The 20789-nt window shown below is 38.2% G+C and carries 21 protein-coding genes and 3 pseudogenes; 17 read left to right on the forward strand and 7 right to left on the reverse strand.

All coding sequences use genetic code 11. From position 1 onward, the window contains the following. From rplQ to WG932_RS26090, 9 genes and pseudogenes are all read left to right on the forward strand, one after another. Positions 1-561 carry a 50S ribosomal protein L17 gene (gene rplQ, locus WG932_RS26050; RefSeq protein WP_149393408.1) on the forward strand — a complete coding sequence of 187 codons (561 nt, stop codon included), beginning with the start codon at positions 1-3 and terminating at the stop codon, positions 559-561. A gap of 133 nt (positions 562-694) precedes the next feature. Next, entirely contained in the window at positions 695-1786 is a 1092-nt protein-coding gene (gene carA, locus WG932_RS26055; RefSeq protein WP_014020649.1) for a glutamine-hydrolyzing carbamoyl-phosphate synthase small subunit, read from the forward strand. 21 nt (positions 1787-1807) lie between these two features. Then, positions 1808-3085 carry a phosphopyruvate hydratase gene (gene eno, locus WG932_RS26060; protein WP_483085881.1) on the forward strand — a complete coding sequence of 426 codons (1278 nt, stop codon included), beginning with the start codon at positions 1808-1810 and terminating at the stop codon, positions 3083-3085. Between the two features lie 313 nt (positions 3086-3398). After that, a complete protein-coding gene (locus tag WG932_RS26065; protein ID WP_014020651.1) occupies positions 3399-3686 on the forward strand; it encodes an FtsB family cell division protein in 288 nt (95 codons plus the stop codon). Between the two features lie 96 nt (positions 3687-3782). After that, positions 3783-4235 (forward strand): hypothetical protein, encoded by a 453-nt coding sequence (locus WG932_RS26070; protein WP_483085882.1) that lies wholly within the window; start codon positions 3783-3785, stop codon positions 4233-4235. A gap of 15 nt (positions 4236-4250) precedes the next feature. After that, positions 4251-5085: pseudogene (locus WG932_RS26075) on the forward strand (serine O-acetyltransferase). Between the two features lie 11 nt (positions 5086-5096). Continuing rightward, positions 5097-5975 (forward strand): cysteine synthase CysM, encoded by an 879-nt coding sequence (gene cysM, locus WG932_RS26080; protein ID WP_014020654.1) that lies wholly within the window; start codon positions 5097-5099, stop codon positions 5973-5975. Positions 5976-6120: 145 nt separating this feature from the next. After that, positions 6121-6750, forward strand: a complete 630-nt coding sequence (locus tag WG932_RS26085) for a hypothetical protein (protein ID WP_483085883.1) — start codon at positions 6121-6123, stop codon at positions 6748-6750. Continuing rightward, on the forward strand, positions 6747-7394 hold the full coding sequence (locus WG932_RS26090) for a hypothetical protein (RefSeq protein WP_483085884.1): 648 nt from the start codon (positions 6747-6749) through the stop codon (positions 7392-7394). The genes WG932_RS26085 and WG932_RS26090 overlap by 4 nt, the downstream gene beginning before the upstream one ends. A gap of 68 nt (positions 7395-7462) precedes the next feature. Here the strand turns inward: WG932_RS26090 and WG932_RS26095 are convergent, their stop codons facing one another. Next, positions 7463-7933, reverse strand: coding sequence for a hypothetical protein (locus WG932_RS26095; protein WP_483088767.1), 471 nt, complete (start codon positions 7931-7933; stop codon positions 7463-7465). Continuing rightward, positions 7837-8730 (reverse strand): purple acid phosphatase family protein, encoded by an 894-nt coding sequence (locus WG932_RS26100; protein ID WP_483085885.1) that lies wholly within the window; start codon positions 8728-8730, stop codon positions 7837-7839. Before WG932_RS26100 ends, WG932_RS26095 begins: the two co-directional genes overlap by 97 nt. 359 nt (positions 8731-9089) lie before the next feature. Here WG932_RS26100 and WG932_RS26105 point away from each other — a divergent pair, with 359 nt between their 5' ends. Beyond that, positions 9090-10121 (forward strand): sugar phosphate isomerase/epimerase family protein, encoded by a 1032-nt coding sequence (locus WG932_RS26105; protein ID WP_483085886.1) that lies wholly within the window; start codon positions 9090-9092, stop codon positions 10119-10121. A gap of 92 nt (positions 10122-10213) precedes the next feature. Then, positions 10214-10588: a VOC family protein gene (locus WG932_RS26110; protein ID WP_483085887.1), complete on the forward strand. Its 375-nt coding sequence runs from the start codon at positions 10214-10216 to the stop codon at positions 10586-10588. Between the two features lie 21 nt (positions 10589-10609). Here WG932_RS26110 and WG932_RS26115 read toward each other — a convergent pair whose 3' ends face one another. Both WG932_RS26115 and WG932_RS26120 read right to left on the reverse strand, forming a co-directional pair. Then, positions 10610-10891 carry a WCX domain-containing protein gene (locus WG932_RS26115; protein ID WP_483085888.1) on the reverse strand — a complete coding sequence of 94 codons (282 nt, stop codon included), beginning with the start codon at positions 10889-10891 and terminating at the stop codon, positions 10610-10612. Then, on the reverse strand, positions 10867-11568 hold the full coding sequence (locus WG932_RS26120; protein ID WP_483085889.1) for a helix-turn-helix transcriptional regulator: 702 nt from the start codon (positions 11566-11568) through the stop codon (positions 10867-10869). Before WG932_RS26120 ends, WG932_RS26115 begins: the two co-directional genes overlap by 25 nt. 153 nt (positions 11569-11721) lie before the next feature. Between WG932_RS26120 and WG932_RS26125 the strand changes: the two genes are divergently transcribed. Further along, positions 11722-12204 carry a DinB family protein gene (locus WG932_RS26125; protein ID WP_483085890.1) on the forward strand — a complete coding sequence of 161 codons (483 nt, stop codon included), beginning with the start codon at positions 11722-11724 and terminating at the stop codon, positions 12202-12204. A 219-nt stretch (positions 12205-12423) separates the two neighbouring features. On the opposite strand, the pseudogene lysS reads toward WG932_RS26125, so the two are convergent. From lysS to WG932_RS26140, 3 genes and pseudogenes are all read right to left on the reverse strand, one after another. Next, positions 12424-14144, reverse strand: a pseudogene (gene lysS / locus WG932_RS26130) (lysine--tRNA ligase). 24 nt (positions 14145-14168) lie between these two features. Then, on the reverse strand, positions 14169-14924 hold the full coding sequence (locus WG932_RS26135) for a proline dehydrogenase family protein (protein WP_483088722.1): 756 nt from the start codon (positions 14922-14924) through the stop codon (positions 14169-14171). After that, positions 14918-15346, reverse strand: coding sequence for a hypothetical protein (locus tag WG932_RS26140; RefSeq protein WP_483085891.1), 429 nt, complete (start codon positions 15344-15346; stop codon positions 14918-14920). Before WG932_RS26140 ends, WG932_RS26135 begins: the two co-directional genes overlap by 7 nt. A gap of 304 nt (positions 15347-15650) precedes the next feature. Here WG932_RS26140 and WG932_RS26145 point away from each other — a divergent pair, with 304 nt between their 5' ends. The 5 genes and pseudogenes from WG932_RS26145 to aroB all read left to right on the forward strand — a co-directional run bounded on the left by WG932_RS26145 (position 15651) and on the right by aroB (position 20760). Next, positions 15651-16505: a nucleoside hydrolase gene (locus WG932_RS26145; RefSeq protein ID WP_483085892.1), complete on the forward strand. Its 855-nt coding sequence runs from the start codon at positions 15651-15653 to the stop codon at positions 16503-16505. 115 nt (positions 16506-16620) lie between these two features. Next, on the forward strand, positions 16621-17496 hold the full coding sequence (locus WG932_RS26150) for a hypothetical protein (RefSeq protein ID WP_483085893.1): 876 nt from the start codon (positions 16621-16623) through the stop codon (positions 17494-17496). Between the two features lie 47 nt (positions 17497-17543). Further along, positions 17544-17945, forward strand: a complete 402-nt coding sequence (locus tag WG932_RS26155; RefSeq protein WP_483085894.1) for a hypothetical protein — start codon at positions 17544-17546, stop codon at positions 17943-17945. 442 nt (positions 17946-18387) lie between these two features. After that, positions 18388-19500, forward strand: a complete 1113-nt coding sequence (locus WG932_RS26160) for a chorismate mutase (protein ID WP_483085895.1) — start codon at positions 18388-18390, stop codon at positions 19498-19500. Positions 19501-19723: 223 nt separating this feature from the next. Beyond that, positions 19724-20760 (forward strand): annotated as a pseudogene (aroB, locus tag WG932_RS26165) (3-dehydroquinate synthase). The last annotated feature ends 29 nt before the right edge of the window (positions 20761-20789 follow it).

Consider the following 20789-nt stretch of genomic DNA (forward strand, 5'->3'; position numbering starts at 1 on the left):
ATGAGACACGGTAAGAAATTTAACCATTTGGGTAGAACCGCCTCACATAGAAAGGCCATGCTTTCGAATATGGCCAAGTCTCTTTTGGAACACAAGCGTATCAGTACCACCCTTGCCAAAGCCAAAGAGTTGAGGAAATATATCGAACCTTTGATTACTAAAGCCAAAGAAGATACTACCCACAATAGAAGGATAACATTTAGCTATCTTAGAAATAAGGAAGCTATTAAACTTCTTTTTGGAGAAGTAGTAGAAAAAGTTGGTAACCGTCCTGGTGGATATACAAGGATTATTAAAACAGGTTTTAGATTGGGTGATAATGCTGAAATGTGTATCATCGAATTGGTTGATTTCAACGAATTAATGTTGAAAGAAGACAAACCTGTTAAGAAAGCTAGTAGAAGAAGTAGAAGAGGTTCCGGTAAAGGAACATCAGAAGCTGCTCCTACAACTGAAGCTAAGGATAGTCCCGAAGCTGAAAAGGCGCCTGAAGCAGATGCTTCTGCGGATGTTTCAGATGATAAGACTGAAAATAAGGATGAAGATAAAAAAGCAGAGTAATCTAATCTATGCTATTCTTTCTTTAATATTTAATAGGGATTGGACTTTTTGTTCAGTCCCTTTTTTTATATCCTTTTCGCCGAAAGCTTTCTACAAATTAGAAAATTCTTAAATTTGCATAGCAAAATTTGATATGAAAAAGAAAAAAGCAATACTTCTTTTAGCTGATGGTACTGTATTTACTGGAAGCCTTGTTGGGAGCCATGGCACCAATGGAGGTGAAATCTGTTTCAATACAGGGATGACCGGCTATCAAGAGATTTATACTGACCCATCCTATACAGGGCAAATTATTGTCAATACCACACCCCATATTGGAAATTACGGTGTGATTGATGAAGAAGCAGAATCCGATGCACCTTTGATCGCTGGAATTGTTGTCAATGACTTCTCTAATGTATACAGTAGGTTGGATGCAAAATCTTCTCTTCAGGAATACCTTGAAAATCATAACATTACCGGTATTGCCGATGTAGATACACGAAAATTGGTAAGACATATTCGGTCCAAAGGAGCAATGAATGCCATCATTAGCTCTGAATATGAAGATGTAGAAAGTCTTAAGGCCGAATTGGAAAAGGTTCCGGATATGAATGGGCTTGAACTATCTTCCACTGTTTCTACCAAAAGTCCCTACTTTGTAGGGGATCCTGATTCCTCCATCAAAATCGCTTGTGTAGATTATGGCATCAAACGTAATATTTTACGTTGCTTAGTAGAAAGAGGAATTTACTGTCAGGTTTATCCTGCCAAAACCAGCTTTCAGGAAATGGAACAATGGAATCCGGATGCTTATTTCCTTTCCAATGGACCCGGAGATCCTGCAGTTATGGAATACGCTGTTGATACCACCAAAGAAATTCTAGCTTTGGGCAAACCACTTTTCGGTATTTGCCTTGGCCATCAAATTCTGGCAAGAGCTTGTGGTGTAGGTACTTATAAAATGCATCATGGCCACCGTGGCCTCAATCATCCAATCAAAAATATTTTGACCGGGAAAAGCGAAATTACCTCTCAAAATCATGGATTTGTGGTGAATAAAGATGATATTGAAAACAATAAAGAATTGGAAATCACCCATTACCACTTAAATGATGGTACGGTTGCAGGTATTAAACTAAAAAATAAACCCGCATTTTCCGTTCAATATCACCCTGAGAGTTCTCCGGGCCCCCATGATTCAAGGTATTTATTTGATCAATTTATTTCACAAATTCAGAAATAATTCATTAACCTTTATATTGATATGACATTAATTCAATCGATCCACGCAAGACAAATTTTAGACTCCCGTGGTAACCCTACTGTAGAAGTAGATGTTTTTACTGAAACCGGTGCCTTTGGTAGGGCAGCTGTTCCTAGTGGCGCTTCAACCGGTGTTCACGAAGCTGTTGAGCTAAGAGACAATGACAAAGATGTTTATATGGGCAAAGGTGTGCTAAAAGCCGTTGCTAATGTAAATGATGTTATCGCTCCTGAACTTATCGGCTTTGATATTTTTGAGCAAAACCAAATTGACGAAATCATGTTGAGCCTAGATGGTACCAACAATAAGTCAAAGCTTGGAGCTAACGCAATATTGGGTGTTTCCCTAGTAGTAGCTAAGGCTGCAGCCATGGAGTCCGGACAGCCTCTTTACAGGTATATTGGTGGAGTGAATGCAAATACACTTCCTGTGCCAATGATGAACATCTTAAATGGAGGTTCACACGCTGATAATGCCATCGATTTTCAAGAATTTATGGTTATGCCTGCAGGTGCTTCTTCTTTCTCTGAGTCTTTGAGAATGGGTACTCAGATTTTTCATAACCTAAAAGCTGTCTTGAAAGCAAAAGGTTTAAGTACAAACGTTGGCGATGAGGGTGGATTTGCTCCTAACTTACGCTCAAATGTTGAAGCTGTTGAGGTAGTACTTCAAGCCATTGAAAAGGCAGGTTTTAGACCAGGTGAAGATGTTTTTATTGCCATGGATGCTGCTTCTTCTGAATTTTACGATGAAGAGAAAGGACTTTATGTTTTCAAAAAATCTACCGGAGATGAGTTGACTTCTTCTCAAATGGCGGATTACTGGAAAGATTGGGTAAGCAAATACCCTATCAAATCTATTGAAGATGGAATGCAAGAAGATGACTGGGAAGGATGGAAACTAATGACAGAATATGTTGGTGACAAAATTCAGATCGTAGGTGATGACTTGTTTGTTACCAATGTAGATAGATTGCAGAAAGGTATTGATGAAAATATCGCAAATGCTCTATTGGTTAAAGTAAATCAAATCGGTTCTTTAACAGAAACCATCAATGCAGTAGATTTGTGTCATAGAAATAAATACAAATCTGTTATGTCTCACCGTTCCGGTGAAACTGAAGATTCTACCATTGCAGACCTTGCCGTGGCATTGAATACAGGACAAATTAAAACCGGTTCTGCTTCTAGGTCTGACAGAATGGCCAAGTACAACCAGTTGTTGAGAATTGAAGAACAATTGGGCGATTCAGCTTACTTCCCGGGTTTGAAATTTTAAACCTTAGTAGAAATAAATAATTAACCTTTTCAGGGACCTCCTGAAAAGGTTTTTTTGCATTGATTTCAACAGGTAAATTTCAGAGGACCATAACTGTAATTTTTAATTTGTCCAGTTTGGTCTTTGGAATTAAGAAAATTGGTTTGGCTCAATTAACAATTTACAAGCAGTTTTAACCGTTTACATGATGGGTTCGATTAGTCATTTGTCTTTTCAGAGTTCAATTTAAAGAATGGAATCTCGTTATTTTCGAGTACCTTGAAGAAAGGATTGTATTTCTTTTGATATATTTGTACAAACATTGAAGCAGATTATGGCCAAATATTTAAAGTATACCAAAAACTTCTACTTCGTTTTTACCGTTTTATTCATTACTTGGATGGTTTTTATTGATAGCAATGATATCATCAGTCAATTTAAACTTCGTTCTAAATTAAATGAACTTGAAAAGCAAAAGGAATTTTATCAAGAACGAAAGGAGAAAATCCAAATTGAGCGAGAGGAATTATTAAGCAATTTTGAGCTGCTTGAAAAATTTGCCCGTGAGCGCTATTTAATGAAAAGAAAAACGGAAGACTTATATGTCATTATGGAAGAATAAATCAGTTTTATCCGCATTTATAGCGGTTTTTTTGCTTGTTACCTTAATAATGAGGTCCATGCTCAGCGAGTTATCTATGAAGAAGATAACCCTCCCTTGTCAGATAGACTGTATTTTGGTGGGAACTTTAGTTTGCAGCTAGGCAGAATTACGTATATAGACATCTCCCCTTTGGCCGGAGCTATGATTACTGAAAAGTATTCTGCTGGTGTAGGTGCTACTTATCAGTATTACAACAATAAGAATTATATAGATGGGATGTCCCATGTTTATGGTGGTAGGATATTTAACCGGTACAATATTTTTCGTCAAATATTTCTGCATGCCGAATACGAATCCTTGAATTTGGAAGTGCCTTATTTAGATTCTAATAATGAAGTGACTTATTACAGAGAATGGGTGCCTGCATTATTTGGAGGGGCAGGTTATTTTGTGCCTTTCGGAGATAGGGGTGGAATGAATATCATGGCCTTGTATAATTTCAGTTATGACAACAAAAGGTCAAATTATAATGAACCATATGTTTTCCGTGTCGGTTTTGTATTCTAAAGTAGTAAATATAGTATGGACCCATTCTTAAGCCGATTACAAAAGGCCCACAGCCTATGCCCTGGCTGTCCTTCGCCCAAGGTCATCAATCGTTTTTTTGGTGAAGTTTTAGGACTTATGTTTCCTGAACATGCCAATGAAGTATTGAAAGATAAAGATAGTTTGCAGGTTAAATTCTCCGGGTTAAGATTGCAACTCAGTGATATTCTCAAAAAAAGTTGCGCTTCATAAGGCTGATGGAGAAGCATTGGCTTGTGAATTTTTCGATAAACTGGAGAAGGAAGTTTATGACAAATTACATGAAGATTTGGATGCCATGTATAAGGGGGATCCGGCAGCAAAGTCAAAAACTGAAATTATTCGCTGTTATCCGGGATTCTATGCAATTTCTGCCTATAGAGTAGCGCACTTGCTACATCGCTTGGGGGTTGCCTTAATACCTCGGATGATCACAGAATATGCACATAGCAAGACCGGTGTGGATATTCACCCCGGGGCAAGTATTGGAAGATTTTTTTGCATTGATCACGCCACAGGGATAGTAATTGGTGAAACCACCATTGTAGGAGATAGGGTCAAAATTTATCAAGGTGTTACGCTAGGGGCCTTGAGTGTGAAAAAAGAAGATGCTGATAAGAAAAGACATCCAACCATTGAGAACGATGTAGTTATCTATGCCGGAGCTACTATTTTGGGAGGAGATACGGTAATTGGTGAAGGAAGTGTAGTTGGGGGGAATGTTTGGCTGACGAAAAGTATTCCGGCAAAAAGTAAAATTTACTATCAAACAAAATTACTAGATGACGCCTCCAATCTCACAGATTTTTATGTGTTGAAAAGTGAAGCCTGATAATCACAACTATGAAGCTATTTGAATTAATAGGGAATACCCCTTTAATTGAACTTGAAAATATCCCTGTAAATCCTAAGGTTAAAATTTATTGCAAGCTAGAAGGGCAAAATCCCGGCGGCTCTGTAAAAGACCGTGCAGCCTACCATATGATTCAGTCTGCCTTAGATAGAGGGGAGATTACAAAAGGAGACAAATTGGTAGAAGCAACTTCCGGAAATACCGGGATAGCCTTGGCAATGGTAGCCAACCTTTTGGGGGTTGAAATGACATTGTTAATGCCCGATAACGCAACGAGAGAACGCGTGCTTTCCATGGAAGCTTATGGGGCCAAAGTTATCTTAACTCCTGCAGAAAAGTCCATTGAGTACTCCAGAACCTTGGCCGAACAAATGGTTAAGGATCAAGGCTACTTTATGCTCAATCAATTTTCTAATCCTGATAATTATTTGGCACACTACCATACTACCGGTCCGGAAATTTATGAAGCAACAAATGGAGAAATAACCCATTTTGTTTCAGCAATGGGGACGACAGGGACAATTATGGGAGTCTCCAGATTTTTAAAAGAACAAAATCCTGACATTCAAATAGTGGGGACCCAGCCTACCGAAGGTTCCAGTATCCCTGGTATTAGAAGGTGGTCACCTGAATTTTTACCTAAAATATTTGAGCCGGAAAGGGTAGACCAAGTCATTGACGTGAGCCAAGAACAAGCTACTCATATGACAAGAAGAATGGCCAAGGAAGAAGGGATTTTAGGAGGAATGAGTAGCGGTGGCGCGCTGCACGCCGCAATTGAACTATCCAAAACCTTAACTTCAGGTCTTATTGTTTGTATCACTTGTGACCGTGGTGATAGGTATTTAAGTTCCGACTTGTTCGGGTAGAGATACTTTTCTTAATACAGCTAAATATCCATTTAACTTCAAAGAACTGATTTCCTATAGATTTCTTGTTATAGAAAGCCTGAGTTTCATAAGCCAAGTCAGTACATAGTCGTATTGGAATGGTTGCATTTGTTGAGCAGATTCTTTGCTTACCGGAATAAAATCATTTGATGAACAGTTAATTTCCTCTTATCTTTTAGCCATGGAAGATTTTCTTAAAATAAAGATGGCTTGTGATCATAATACAGCCTTAAGTGTTGCCATTTTGGACAGGTTCCTTTTGTCCTATGCTACGGAAAAAGATAAGCTGGGGAAAGAGGCAGATCAAAAGCTACAGGCCTATCGGCACATTACAGATAGATTTGGTAGGCAATGGTATGACATGCTTAAATCTCAATACATAATTCATCGATTGATGAAAGATGGTGGACTCATCACCAAATACCTAAAGCATTCTACCATTAATAATCTTGAGAAAGAAAAGTTGGATTGGATGGCTTTTCAATCTGCCAATCCTTGGCGCTTTAGTTTTGCTGAAATTAAAGAGCAACCTGAAAAAGATTTTTACCAAATGGAAGATGTCTTCACAGGTGAGAATTATTTATTGTATTCCCCTTCTATAAAAGACATAATCGACAGAGACGGAGATAAAGAATTATGGTTTAACCTGATAGGCTTTAATGGTTCTTGCTGGCAAACTTACGGTCCTCTATCAGGCTATGCAAGCTTTAGTCCCGACGATATTTATTTTTCGCTACAGAGGTCAATCCAATGATTGAAGATGAAGGGGCGCTAATGGAAGACGTGCAAAAAAATCCGGTGCCATATATGATGTTGTTTGCAGGGTCTACCCAACAGCCGGTGGTGCATGAGGGAGAAACCTTGGTGATGGTAATTTCTGAAGAAAAGGCTTCTATTCCACAGGTGCAAGAGATGGAACAGGCCTTTAATATTTCCTATACAGGCGGTGTATATAGACTTGGATTGCATGAGTGGGAAGCATCGCCACACTTTGCAGTAGCCTATTACAATGAAAAAGAACAGACCATACAGGCGACAGCTTTAACTGAAAAAGGGTTTGAGGCAATCATTGATGCCTTGAATAAGTTCGGATTGAGTATGGATAAAATTGCAGATATTTATTTGCGACCTTCCATGCAGCAAACAGCCCAAGAAATTTTAAAGAAAGAAATAGAATTAATGCCGCTTGAACTTTTATTCGAACCAGATGCTGAAGAAGCATCTGATCAAGAATTGAAAAAATTGGATGAGTTGGCTAGATTGGCTGTGACGGCCATAACTTCTGAAAGAGAGCCTAATTTGGAAGCTTTGGCTGCAGAAGTTGGTATAGACCTTGAAAGTAATCGCTTTGTTGTAGAGAAAATAATCAGTGATTTAAAAGAAAAGGTCAAAAAGTAGCAGATGGGAAAACAATACAGAACCTGGATGGTCAAAAACCTGTCCAGCTTCTGATTTGTATATTGTTTTTAGCGCAGAGTTGAACCATTAGGAAATCTATTTTCCGGATATTTTGGCGTGGAGATATGCTCAGTAAATAAATTGAAGCTGCTATTCAGCTTTTGTAAATCAAAAGCGTCATATAACTCATCCAAAACAGTATAGGCGCGATATTGAAGCAAATCCCCATCAATCGTAATCACTTGATACAATTGGGTATTTACAGCTGCCCTGTCCATCCAGCGTTTTTCAGGAACAATTCCATACATTTTAGGGCCAGCCACAGATACAACATATACTGGTCCCACTTGGCCATCAGGAACATCGATTGTTTTGGTTTGATGGGCTCCTCTGGCGTATACATGGTCATGACCTTTAAGAACAAGATCCACCTTGTATTTTTCTAATATAGGCTGCCAGGCTTCACGTAGTTCCGGATAATTTCCATGCCTGCCATCTCTTGCAGTAAAAAAGGGTGGTGGAATGAAACGACAGTCCATTTTTGTGGATTATCAGCCAATACTTTATCTAGATAATTACTTTGGACTTGCAGATCTTCTGGTGATTTTAAAGCGGCTAAGCTGTTTAAAACGACAAGCCTCATGTTCTTATAATCCATATAATAAACACTTTCTTCAAGTCCCTTTGGACCATTTAGCGGAAGCTCAAATTGAGGTCGCCAAAACATGGATATTTTCTCTTCATTCGGATCGTTAGGGTAGGTGTCGTATTCATGGTTTCCAATTACCGGTACTATTGATTTCATCGTTCGAATATGACTTAAAGATTCAAACCATTCTATCCATTGACTATCCTGATGTCCATCATTGATTAAATCTCCGGCAAACAACATAAATCCCGCCTTGGGAGCTTTGGCATATGCAGCCCTTATGGTTCTACTTCCCCAAGCTAAAATCTCATTTTGTATATCCCCTAAATAAATAAAAGAGTAGGGGTCATTCGTATTATCGGCAGTAGTGAATTGATTCCATTCACTCATTTTATTGCCGATTTCTCCAACCCTATATCTGTAAATTCTACCGGGTTTAAGCCCTTCAAAGGTTACCGAATAATAGTAATAACTTTTACCCACTAAGCTTTTTATTTCTTGAATGGTTGCTTGATAGGTTTGATCATGAGCAGTTATACTACCCACTGAGCTAGCTACTGACACTTGGGCGATGGGTAGCTCAAGCTTTAGGCTTGTCCTCCAAGTCACACTTTGTGAATGAGATGGGTCTTTTTTCCATGTTAAAACAATATGTTCAGGTTCAGCTGACTGGGCCGTTGATAGCATGGGGGTTGAAAAAAATAGCCATGAAATAATAAGAGATAAAAGAGAAAAGGTTATTTTCATTTTTTTGTAATTGAATCTACTTTATCTAATTATAGATTTAAGTAGGTAATAATTTAAACTTTGGTTTTTAGTGATACTTTTAAAACTCAATTTATACTATGTGTTTAGTAAATTAAAGGATTAAGCTTTACCAATGGATTAAATAATTAAGCCTAATGGTTACGTTAAACTTCAAGGTTTTTACATTAAAAACCTTCTTTCTCAAAGAATCTGGTGCTTATTTAGTGTTTTTGACTTAAAAAGAATAATATTTATTCAGTCAATTCTTATATTACAGCTTAAACCTAAATTTCCATTCCATGAATAATAGAAGAGAGTTTTTAATTAAATCCTTTTTTGGTACTGCAGGAATTGCTTTGGCATCAACATCCTTGATTAAAGGTGCTCCTGCAATAATTAAAAACTATAATAAACCTGATTCGAAAATAAATGGCGTTCAGATCGGATGCATTACCTATTCTTTTCGATCACTTCCGGATCAAAGTGCCGAAGCAACCCTAAAATATGTTACCGACAGCGGAATCAGTGCCATAGAGTTGATGGGTGGGCCTGCTGAATCTTTTGCAGGCATGCCGGAGTCTACAATGGATAATGGTAGATATAACAACTTGCGTCGAAAGAAAAGAGATGGAGGTCAGCTATCTGCAGATGAAAACAAGGAGTTTATGGAGCTGCAAAAAGAGGCAGAAGCCCATGCTGCTAACGTAGCCGCATGGCGTGCCAAAACAGATTTCAAGAAATTCGAAAAATTTAAAAAGATGTATAAAGACGCAGGAGTCAGTATTTATGCATTTAAACCCGGTGCCTTTGGAATGAACAATACAGATGCGGAAATTGCATATGGCATGAAAGCAGCAAGAGCTTTAGGTGCGAGCCATGTTACATTAGAACATCCTGCCAATGATGCCCGGACCCTGAAGTTAGGAAAAATGGGAGAAAAGAATAAAATGTCAGTGGGCTACCATGGACATACACAGCAAACTCCTACTTTTTGGGACACGGCCTTGGAACAAAGTCCCAGAAATGCACTAAACCTTGATGCCGGCCATTATATTGCTGCCGGATATACGGATATTTTTGAATTACTTCAGAAAAAACACAAGCGCATTCTAAGCATGCATACCAAAGACCGACAAACTCCGGCAAATGGTAAAGGAAATCTTCCTTGGGGCGAAGGGGACACACCTATCGTGGAATTGTTAAGTGAAATACAAAGTAAAAAATACAAATTCCCGGCTACAATTGAACTTGAATATAAAATTCCGGAAGGTTCTGATGCGGTGAAAGAAGTACAGAAATGCTTTGAATATTGTAGAAGGTCGTTGGCCTAAACATTAAAGATTATTGAGGGGGTTTACAGATGGTAAGTAAATCCTCTCCTATTATTTTGCCTGTGGTTTGGTGTAAATAAAACCCCTTAATTATGAAACTAGGTGCATTTTCAGTTAGTCTGGCAGTTAAAAATTTAAAAGCCTCCAAAGAATTTTATGAGAAACTGGGCTTTACTCCATTCGGTGGTTCTTTAGAGAATCATTACCTGATCATGAAAAATGGAGATACATTAATAGGCCTTTTTGAAGGAATGTTTGAAGATAATATCTTGACTTTTAATCCCGGCTGGGATGCTGATGCCAATGAGATTGAAGATTACCAAGATGTTAGAGAAATTCAACAAAATTTAAAAAAACAAGGCCTTAAATTTGAAAGGGAAGCCGATGAAAATGGAAAAGGCCCTGATAATTTTGTTATTAAAGATCCTGATGGTAACATTATCCTCGTTGACCAACATGAAGGTTAGCCATGGATTGTCTCCCTTGATTTAGTGATATTTTGCTTCTTTCAGTTTTTCTGTCATATTATTCAGCAATGTAGACATTCTGTCTGAAAGAGTTTTTGGGGAAATAATCGTGACAATGTCCCCGATGGATATTATCCAGCGGGCAAAAAATTCCATTGAGCCAACCATAAAAGTGAGTTGGACTTTATCCTCTACTTTTTCTTGCATGACGAAACCTTGATTGTATTTATGGGTTTCAATATACTTTACATGAGAAGGATCCATCTGAATGGTTATTTTTATAAGATGATTACCTTCCTCCATTTTTTTAAGTAGGATTTCAAAGAGGGGTGGTTGGTAGTGAAATATTCCTCAGTGATATTAATTTTCTGTATGCGATCAATCCTAAATGTTCTATAGTCTTTTCTAAGTTTACAATAGCCAATAAGGTACCAGTTGCCTAGAGAATAGTACATGCCTATAGGTTCAACAGCCCGGCTTGTATTTTCTTCTTTAATAAAGGAAATGTAATCAAATTGTAGAACCTTACCGGTGGCTAAGGCTGACATAATGCGCTGAATGGCTTTTTCGTTTTTCGAAGGGGTAGTCAGTTCATGTTTATAATAAATTACTTGTTCGTCTAAGTGATCAATGGCTAATTTTTGCTGATCTTTCAACACTGATTTAATTTTGATAAGTGCGGATTGAAAGTGTTGACTAATTTCCTTATCTGTAAATTTTTCGATTACTTTTTCTGCTAGTAATAAAGAAAAGGCCTCTTTTTCATCAAACATCACCGGTGGTAAACGATAACCTTCTACCAAGGTATATCCTTTACCTGCTTCACCTGTTATCGGGACCCCGGCCTCTTCAAGCGCCCGTATGTCTCGGTATACAGTCCGGAGACTTATTTCAAATCTATTGGCAATTTCTTCTGCAGGGAGGTGTCTTTTGCTCTGCAGTTGGGTTAAGATGGCTGTAAGTCGATTTAATCTGTTCATTGGAGTCGATGTCGATTAAAACTAATGATAATTCTGTGGATAAAAAATTTTCTTCAGGGGCTTAATTTTCATAAAACTACTGACATAGGGTTGTCACTTGGGGTAGATATGTTTGTGTTAAGATTAATTCTTTCACTTAAAATATACATCAAGATGGAAACGAAAACACAGCAAATGATTATTTCACAAGAACAGTTACTAAAGCACTGGCAAGGACATCGTGGGCTCACCCGCAGGGTAATTGAAACTTTTCCTGAGGAGCAACTTTTCAATTTTACAATCGGGGAAATGAGGCCTTTTGGTGAGATGGTACAGGAGTTACTAGGAATAGCAGGACCTGGAATTAAAGGTTTGGTGACACGTAAATGGGAACCGCTTAAAGAAGAATTTGCAGTAGAAAATAGCAAAAAAAGGTTATTAGAACTTTGGGACCAAGCTACTGTTGAAATAGACGAATGGTTTCCAAAGCTTACAACGGATGAATTCCAAGAAACCGTGTTGGCTTTTGGGCAATATGAAAATAAAATTTATTGCACCTTAATGTATTTTATAGACAATGAGATACATCATAGAGGGCAAGGTTACGTTTATCTCAGGGCATTGGGGTTGGAGCCACCCTATTTTTGGGAGCATTAATGTATGTGTTTTGTTAAACACGATTTGCAATAGACAATCATTTAACAGTTTAAAGCTCCGAGCAAACTATACTTATTGTGGTTGTGACCTTTCACAAGAAAGGTCAGGGTAGGCATGAGGAAGCCTATGATTTATCATCTTAATTAAGTACAATTTTAGATAAAAAAATCCCCTAAGTACAATGCACTTAGGGGATTTTGTTTTGGCTTGGTGGTGATTTTAGCCATTAATCCAGTTAGACACCTCTTCCTTACTTGGATTGGGTACATCTAGTTTTAGTTTTTTCTTTTTTCCGCATACATCGTTGAAAAGTTTGTTAGGGTTTAACCCCTTCAACTGTTCAATGGTATGGATGTTTAATTCTCTGATGGCAGGAATAAGACCTGGGTTTATTCCCAATTCAATAAAGTCTTCATCAGATGCTATTTTTATCTTTTTCTCTGGTTTCATTTGAGGGAAAAACAAGACTTCCTGAATGGTGCTTTGGTCTGTAAGCATCATGCAAAGTCGGTCTATCCCAATACCTAAGCCGGATGTTGGTGGCATGCCATATTCGAGGGCACGAAGAAAATCTTCATCCATGGCCATGGCCTCGTCATCTCCTCTTTGCGCCAACTTGAGTTGATCTTCAAATCGCTCTCTTTGGTCTATAGGGTCGTTCAATTCGGTATATGCATTTGCAATCTCTTTACCATTGACAAATAATTCGAATCTTTCCACAAGTCCCGGTTTGCTTCGGTGCTTTTTAGCAAGGGAGTCATTTCTATTGGATAGTCTGTGATATAGGTTGGTTGGATCAGGTGTTCTTCCACCTTCTCTCCAAAGATTTCATCAATCAACTTGCCTTTGCCCATGCTATCATCGACCTCAATATCCATTTCACTACATAGCGCCCTGAGTTCTTTTTCGTCCATTTGACTGACATCTATTCCGGTATATTCCTGAATAGATTCAAACATTGACAATCTTCTATAAGGTCCTTCAAACTCTATTACCTTATCCCCAACTTTTGCTTGTGTCGTACCCAATACCCGGTTTGCAATTTTAGCAATTAAGTCTTCCACCATTTCCATCATCCAGATGTAGTCCTTATAGGCCACATAAATTTCCATGGATGTAAATTCCGGATTGTGGGTTCTGTCCATGCCCTCATTACGGAACATTTTACCGATTTCATAGACCCCTTTAAAACCACCTACAATTAGTCGCTTTAGGTAAAGCTCATTGGCTATCCTAAGGAATAATGGGGTGTCCAAGGCATTGTGATGAGTTTCAAAAGGTTTCGCAGCAGCTCCTCCATGTACTTGTTGTAAAATAGGGGTCTCCACTTCCATCCAGCCATGGTCATCAAAATAATTCCTCATGGTGGAAATGATTTTGGACCTTGTGACGAAGGTTTCTTTTACCTCAGGGTTAACAATAAGGTCTACATACCGTTGTCTGTATCTAAGCTCAGGATCTGTAAATCCATCAAATACATTGCCTTCATCATCTCTTTTTACCACCGGGAGAGGCTTTACTGATTTAGATAATAAAGTGAACTCCTGAACATGTAAAGAAATTTCACCGGTTTGAGTAGTGAAAATAAAGCCTTTGAGACCTATAAAATCCCCTATTCCTAAAAGCTTCTTAAACACTTTGTTGTAAAGGGTTTTGTCTTCATCAGGGCAAAGGTCATCTCTCCTTACGTAAATCTGAAGCCGACCCGTGCTGTCTTGAATTTCTGCAAAACTTGCAGAGCCCATGATTCTTCTGGTCATTAGTCTACCGGCAATAGTAATTCCCTTATAATCGTTTTTACGATTGTTGTAGTTTTGATGGATGTCTGCGGCCGTGGCATTGATCGGAAAGGAGAGTGCCGGATAGGGGTCTATTCCCAAATTCAGTAATGCCTCCCGGTCTTTTCTTCTTTCTATCTCCTGTTCGTTCAGTAATTGCATGGGTAAATATTTGTTATGCTATTTTTAGATTTTTCTTCTCAAAATTTCATTTTCGACCATCGTTTTTTCTTTTATAACCTGGTCAGAAATTCCTGAATTTTCCTTAATTCTCCTACCAAGGTAAGGGAGTACTTCCTTTACCGGTCCATAGGGTACATATTTGACCACATTATAACCTGCATTGGCCAAATTAAAACTTATATGGTCACTCATTCCATAGAGTTGGGAGAAATAAAACCTCCTGTCCCCCTTTTTCAAACCATGCAATTCCATTAACTCTGCAAGTATGGTATTGCTCAATTCATTGTGGGTCCCGTTAACAAGGTAAATTCTCTGTTTATTATTGATGCAAAATTGCAATGCTTTATTAAATGCATTGTCTGTTGCTTCTTTCGTTGCATGGATGGGGTCAGGATAGCCTTCCTTTTTTGCCTTCTCTCTTTCTTTTGCCATGTATGCCCCTCTTACAAGTTTTACCCCAAGATAAAAGCTATTGGCTACTGCTTCATGATGGGCATCTCTTAATCTTCTGCTCATGACCTTTCTGTACATCTGGAAGGTGTTATAAATGATTGCTTCTTCCTTATTGTATGTTTTCATGGCCTCTAGTATCCAGTGATCTGTTACTGCTTGAAACCAGCTTTCCTCACCATCCACCATTAGCTTCACTCCGGATTTCGATGCAGCTTCACAGAGCTTAAACACTCTTTCTTTCGCCTCATCAATTCTTTTTCTCTCTTTAGGTAAAAGCTCTTGTTTGCTTTGAACTTTGGCTAATATTGAAGAGGGGCTATGCCCGAAACCTTGAAGACGGCAAAAGGGATCAAAGCATTGCCCTTGGCCTTATGGATCGAATTTAGAATTTCTTCCATTGTCGCCTCTAGGATGTGATCTTCTTCTTTCCCTTCAACTGAATAATCCAACACAGAACTTACCCCATACTTGCCTAAACTTTCTACAGTTTTTTGTGAAGTTTCAAAACTTTCTCCACCACAAAACTGCTCGAATATCGTTCTTTTTAGAGGTGCTTTTATAGGTAATCCAAGGTTTAAAGAGATTTTGACAAAGAAAATCCCCAGCCTTACTATAAAAGGGTATCTCATCAACCGATAAAGCTTTTGCATTCTCTTAAGATCATTGATGCTAAGGTGAGCAAAAGCTATTTTTAGATTGTCGAAAGAAAATCCAAGTTTTATTCCCATTTTCAGTGCGCAAAGATATCAAAAAACAACTAATGAGAGGGGTTAAAGTTTGATTTATCATCAAGCTAATACTTTTCCTCCTAGATTATTGCTTCAGAATGGCTAATTTTAAAAATATTCCAAGTATTTGATGTACACTCAAATATACAATTTTATCATGCTTTTATGAAAGCTTAATGTGAGGGTGTATCATTCATTCTTTAAAATTGACCTTTATGTGTAAAATGAATTTGAGAAATCCTTCTTTAAGCAGGTTTGTCTTTGGGTTACTTTTTCTTGTCTTTTTTTGCTGATAGAATATTCTATGGCCCAAACTGAGAAAGTAATTTTGGATACAGATATGGGTTCTGACTGTGATGATGTGGGAGCCATGGCGCTATTGCATCATTTTGCTGACCAAGGTAAGGTGGAAATCCTAGGGGTCATATTTAGCTCCGGAAAAATCCCTTTTGGGGTAGGAATAATTGAGGCGATCAATGTCTATTATGGAAGAAACCAAATTCCTATTGGTGCCAGCCATGACTTGAGTTTTGGGGATCCTAAGGATAAAATGCAAGCTGAAAAACTTGCCAAGGATACAGCAGCTTATAAAAATACATTGATTCATAACCATGAAGCTTTCGAACAAACCAAATTGAATAGGAAATTGCTCGCTGAAGCGCAAGATAATTCCATAACTTATATTACCATTGGGCATACCAAGGGTTTGTACGAATTGTTAAGGTCCATTCCTGACAACATATCACCTTTGAACGGTTATGATTTGGTGAATAAGAAAATTAAAAGATGGGTGGCTTTGGGTGCGTTGGGAGCTTCGAATGAAAACGTTGGAGCGGTAAAAGATTGGAATTTTTACAAAAATAATTCAGCAATCTATACAGATTTTTTAATAGACCAATTTCCAAAACCTGCTTACTTCGTGGATGCCGGAGCCAAAGTTTATACAGGGAAGTCCTTGGACACGCTAAGTGCAGGTAATATTTTAAGAACCGCCTACAGGGATTGGCTATGGAATATGGAGAAGAAAACTTTAATAGAGCAAAGGCCGAGTTGGGATCTTGCTACAGTATATTATGCAGTTATGGGCCCGGATAAGTTTTTTGAAGAATTGGCACCCGGGGTTCTGGTATTTGATTTGAAGGAGGGAGTCGTTGGGTAAGGCATCGTGTAAATCCCCTCCATCATTTTATTCTTCAGAAGCAAGGAAATGATAGGGACTTTGCAAAAATCTTAAATACCGCCATTGCTGCTAAACCCTTAAATACTACTCTCAAATGAATTCAAGGTTTGGATTATTTATAGTTTTATTGTCCTGGTTTTCCACATCTTTAATTTATGGTCAAAGTTTTGAAAACCAATCAGTTTTAACAAAGGATCAATTTCATTTTCTGGAAGAACTTACCCTCTCAGTATTGGAAGCCTCCCGAATATACCCCAAGCAATTCATTTCTGATGATTTTGGAGCAAATAATACCGGAGGTATATTGATTAGGCCCGGAGGAAGGAATGCCTACCCCAGTTTTTGGATCAGAGATTATGCCATGGCCTTAGAAACGGGGATGATTTCTGCATCTGAACAAAATCACATGCTGATGCTTACAGCAAAAACTCAAGCTGGGAATACCTGGATTACAAAAGGCGGAAGTATGGTTCCTCTGGGAGCGATTGCAGACCATATTAGAATAGACAATAGTCTTCCAATATATTTTCCGGGGACTTATAGTGTTGTTGAGCAGGGGATAGAAAAATGGGGGACACTGCCTCCCTACGGAGATCAATTTTTGTTTGTTCATATGGCATATACGTATATTAAAGAAGTTGGTGAGCTTTCTATTCTTTCCGAAAAAATCAATGGTTTTTCATTGATTGACAGATTAGCCTTGGCTTTTCATGTTCCTCCGGCAGAGCCGATAGACCATTTGGTCTTTGCTTCTGAAAAATTTAGAGGAGTAGATTTTGGTTTTAGAGATGCAATTCATATGACTGGAAAGTTATTGTTTCCTTCTTTACTTAAGTTCAGGGCAGCAAAAGAGCTTGCTGAACTCTATTCCTTAATGGGCAATGCAAAAGAGCGCTTAAAATACGAGCGAATAGCTACCAAAATAAAAGAAGCGATTCCGGTGGTATTCAATGATGAAAGTGGTTTTTAAAAGCTTCCACCAAGCATAGTTCTCAACCCGATGTTTGGGGAACTTCTTTGGCAGTATATTTAGGTGCTTTAGAAGGTGAAGGTCTAGTCTGTGCTAGCGAAGTGTTGGCAGCTGCTTATAAAAAAGGAACCATTAGCTATCGAGGCAATATTAGACATGTGCCCTTAGATCAAGATTTTGATGAAAAGAATGTCTGGGAAAAATCCCTTGTTGCAAAAAACACTTACCAAAATGGGGCGTTTTGGGGTACACCTACAGGCTGGGTAGCATTTGCCATCAATTTAAGTAGCCCTCAATTGGCACGGGAACTAGCTACGGAATACATAAGTGAGCTTAAAGAAAATGATTTTCGAAAAGGAGAATCTTTTGGTGCTCCCTATGAATGCTTTGATAAAAAGGGGGTACGCAAAATCCCGTTTACCTCACATCTGTTGCATGTCCTCTTGTAGCATTCAGAAGGATGGAGGGTATAGAACCGTAGAAAATGCTTTTAAAAAGTGATGTTTTAATAATTATAAGAACTTGAGTGTAAGGGGGTATAGATAATTGTTGGCTGAATTAATTTCAATTCCATTTGGTTTAAATTGCTGTTTTTCAGCATGTTGAGTGGTTTAGGGGAGTATTGAAGGGCTATTTAAACCCTATGAATAGGAGATTAAAATTTAAAAAAGTGAATAACTATTTGATTTTTAAAGGTGGAAGGGTTACATTTGACGCATGAAAAATTTCGCAGCTACGTATTTTAGCTTCTTTTACTTTTACTTTCGTCCCCAAGGTCGAATCGGAGCTGCGTATTGTCTTGATAAAAAATAAAAAAAGATAAATCACATAGAAGCCCGATTCGAAAGAGTCGGGCTTTTTTATTTTAATATTAAACCGAAGAATAAGGAAATGGAAAATCACTTACAAACAAAAGACTGGGGTTTAGGCCTTAACAATGAGCACCTGATTATTGCAGGACCATGTAGTGCCGAAACTCCTGAGCAGATCGAGAAGGTTTGCCAAGACATGATCACCGCCAATGTTATCCCTGATGTGTTCAGAGCAGGTATTTGGAAGCCAAGAACCAGGCCGGGAAGTTTCGAAGGTATCGGAGAAGATGGATTGAAGTGGATGGAAATCGTACGTGAAAAACTTAATATTCCTATCACCACAGAGGTAGGGAATGCAGCACACGTAGAAATGGCTTTGAAGCATGATGTAGACATTCTTTGGATAGGAGCTAGAACTACTGTAAACCCTTTCGCAGTTCAAGAGATTGCAGACGCTCTTAAAGGTGTGGATATTCCTGTAATGGTGAAAAACCCAATGAACCCTGATCTTGAACTTTGGAGAGGTGCATTGGAAAGGCTTCAAGCTGTAGGAATTAATAAGCTTGCTGCAATCCACAGAGGGTTCAGTGATGCTTATGACAAGAAATTCCGTAACAAGCCTAACTGGTCTATGCCGATTCATTTGAAAAGGTTATGGAAAGGAATGCAAGTAATCAATGATCCTAGTCATATTGTAGGTAACAGGAAAGGAATTCTTGAAACATCTCAACGTGCGATTAATTTCGGTTTAGATGGTTTAATGATTGAAACACACCATGATCCTGATAATGCATGGAGTGATGCCAAACAACAAGTAACTCCTCAGCAACTTAGGGATATTTTGGACAAAATTGATTTCAAACATCCTGTAGAAAATGAGCATCCTTCAGAAAAACTTCAAGATTTAAGAAATGCTGTTGATCACCTAGATGACCAATTGCTAGATCTTTTGGCCGAGAGATTTGCTATTATTGATCAAATTGGTGCACACAAACGTGAAAATAATCTAACTGTTTTTCAGGCAGATCGCTGGAAGCAAGTGATGGAATCCAGAACCAAGAATGGTGTGGACAAAAACCTTAGCGAAAAATTCATGAAAGAATTACTTTATTGCATTCATGAAGAATCTGTAAAGCGTCAAGAAAAAAATTACGAGAAGACATTTCTGAGAAGAAATCAGTTTGATGCTTAAGCCCGTTTTTATTCTTAAATAATAAAAGCTGATAAGGTTTCCATACATCATCCCTTGCCTTGACCTTAGGAAGGGATAATCCCCACAAAGGAGTTAATCCTTTTGGAAGAATTGGTACACATTATCAGAGGTTGGATGTCAAGAGTTTATTAAGCTTGTTCATTCGGTTTATTTTTAAGGGATAAAAACGGGTTTAATTTTTACCTTTACAAAAAAACAGATTTTGGAAACAATTATATTTTCTTCCCGAATAGCACAGGATTTGACACGATTCCTTGATTCAAAAAATACTCCAAACTTGGAGTTATCATGGACAGCAATACAGTCAAACACTGTTACCCTTTGGTTTCAACCCATCTTCCGGAACATTCAAGTTTTATATTTGAAGCAGGAGAAGTGAACAAAACCCTAGATACATGTGTGAAAATTTGGGATTGGATGACGGAGAATAGCTTTGACCGTAAAACCCTTATACTCAATATTGGGGGTGGAGTGACCGGAGATATGGGGGGCTTTTGTGCCAGTACTTATAAAAGAGGGGTACGCTTTATTAATCTGCCAACTACCCTATTGTCTCAAGTGGATGCCAGTGTTGGAGGGAAGCTAGGAATTGATTTCAAAGGTTTCAAAAACCATATAGGTGTATTCAATCAGCCTGAAGGGGTTTTAATAGGAGAAGAGTTCTTGGGTACCCTTCCTGAGCCTGAACTGCGATCCGGCTATGCTGAAGTAATCAAGCATGGGCTGATCAGGAATGTAAACTATTTTAATAGCCTAAAAACCGAAAATTGGCAGGCTCAATCTTGGAAGGATATTATCTCTGTATCTGTAGGAATCAAAAGAGATGTTGTTGACAAGGACCCAAAAGAAGATGGTTTAAGAAAAATCTTAAATTTCGGCCATACCATAGGGCATGCTGTAGAGTCTTACTATCTTGACACCCCTTTCCATTTATTGCATGGGGAGGCCATAGCAATTGGCATGATCGCTGAAGCTTACCTTTCCCATAAATTTTTACGATTACCAAAGGAAGAACTTGGGATTATACAGGAGAATCTTTTGGCAGTATTTGGAAAAATTCAAATTGATAAAAAAGGCTTTGATACCATCATAGACCTGTGTTTCCAAGACAAGAAAAACGAAGGGAATGCGTTGAATTTTTCTCTGCTCAAAAGAATTGGAGAATGTGATTTCAATATAGTAGTAGGGAGAGAGGCAGTTGCAGAGGCCTTGGATTATTACAATCAATTGTCCAATTGATTGGTGGACTTTTTCCCACTGTTGTGCTA

The sequence above is a fragment of the Cyclobacterium sp. SOCE241 genome (genome assembly GCF_056867545.1).

What these genes read in the sequence shown, in the direction of transcription:
- rplQ (WP_149393408.1), top strand. Translation starts at nt 1, where the DNA reads ATGAGACACGGTAAGAAATTTAACCATTTGGGTAGAACCGCCTCACAT.
- carA (WP_014020649.1), top strand. Translation starts at nt 695, where the DNA reads ATGAAAAAGAAAAAAGCAATACTTCTTTTAGCTGATGGTACTGTATTT.
- eno (WP_483085881.1), top strand. Translation starts at nt 1,808, where the DNA reads ATGACATTAATTCAATCGATCCACGCAAGACAAATTTTAGACTCCCGT.
- WG932_RS26065 (WP_014020651.1), top strand. Translation starts at nt 3,399, where the DNA reads ATGGCCAAATATTTAAAGTATACCAAAAACTTCTACTTCGTTTTTACC.
- cysM (WP_014020654.1), top strand. Translation starts at nt 5,097, where the DNA reads ATGAAGCTATTTGAATTAATAGGGAATACCCCTTTAATTGAACTTGAA.
- WG932_RS26090 (WP_483085884.1), top strand. Translation starts at nt 6,747, where the DNA reads ATGATTGAAGATGAAGGGGCGCTAATGGAAGACGTGCAAAAAAATCCG.
- WG932_RS26095 (WP_483088767.1), bottom strand. Translation starts at nt 7,933, where the DNA reads ATGGACTGTCGTTTCATTCCACCACCCTTTTTTACTGCAAGAGATGGC.
- WG932_RS26100 (WP_483085885.1), bottom strand. Translation starts at nt 8,730, where the DNA reads ATGCTATCAACGGCCCAGTCAGCTGAACCTGAACATATTGTTTTAACA.
- WG932_RS26105 (WP_483085886.1), top strand. Translation starts at nt 9,090, where the DNA reads ATGAATAATAGAAGAGAGTTTTTAATTAAATCCTTTTTTGGTACTGCA.
- WG932_RS26110 (WP_483085887.1), top strand. Translation starts at nt 10,214, where the DNA reads ATGAAACTAGGTGCATTTTCAGTTAGTCTGGCAGTTAAAAATTTAAAA.
- WG932_RS26115 (WP_483085888.1), bottom strand. Translation starts at nt 10,891, where the DNA reads ATGGAGGAAGGTAATCATCTTATAAAAATAACCATTCAGATGGATCCT.
- WG932_RS26120 (WP_483085889.1), bottom strand. Translation starts at nt 11,568, where the DNA reads ATGAACAGATTAAATCGACTTACAGCCATCTTAACCCAACTGCAGAGC.
- WG932_RS26125 (WP_483085890.1), top strand. Translation starts at nt 11,722, where the DNA reads ATGGAAACGAAAACACAGCAAATGATTATTTCACAAGAACAGTTACTA.
- WG932_RS26140 (WP_483085891.1), bottom strand. Translation starts at nt 15,346, where the DNA reads ATGGGAATAAAACTTGGATTTTCTTTCGACAATCTAAAAATAGCTTTT.
- WG932_RS26145 (WP_483085892.1), top strand. Translation starts at nt 15,651, where the DNA reads ATGGCCCAAACTGAGAAAGTAATTTTGGATACAGATATGGGTTCTGAC.
- WG932_RS26150 (WP_483085893.1), top strand. Translation starts at nt 16,621, where the DNA reads ATGAATTCAAGGTTTGGATTATTTATAGTTTTATTGTCCTGGTTTTCC.
- WG932_RS26160 (WP_483085895.1), top strand. Translation starts at nt 18,388, where the DNA reads ATGGAAAATCACTTACAAACAAAAGACTGGGGTTTAGGCCTTAACAAT.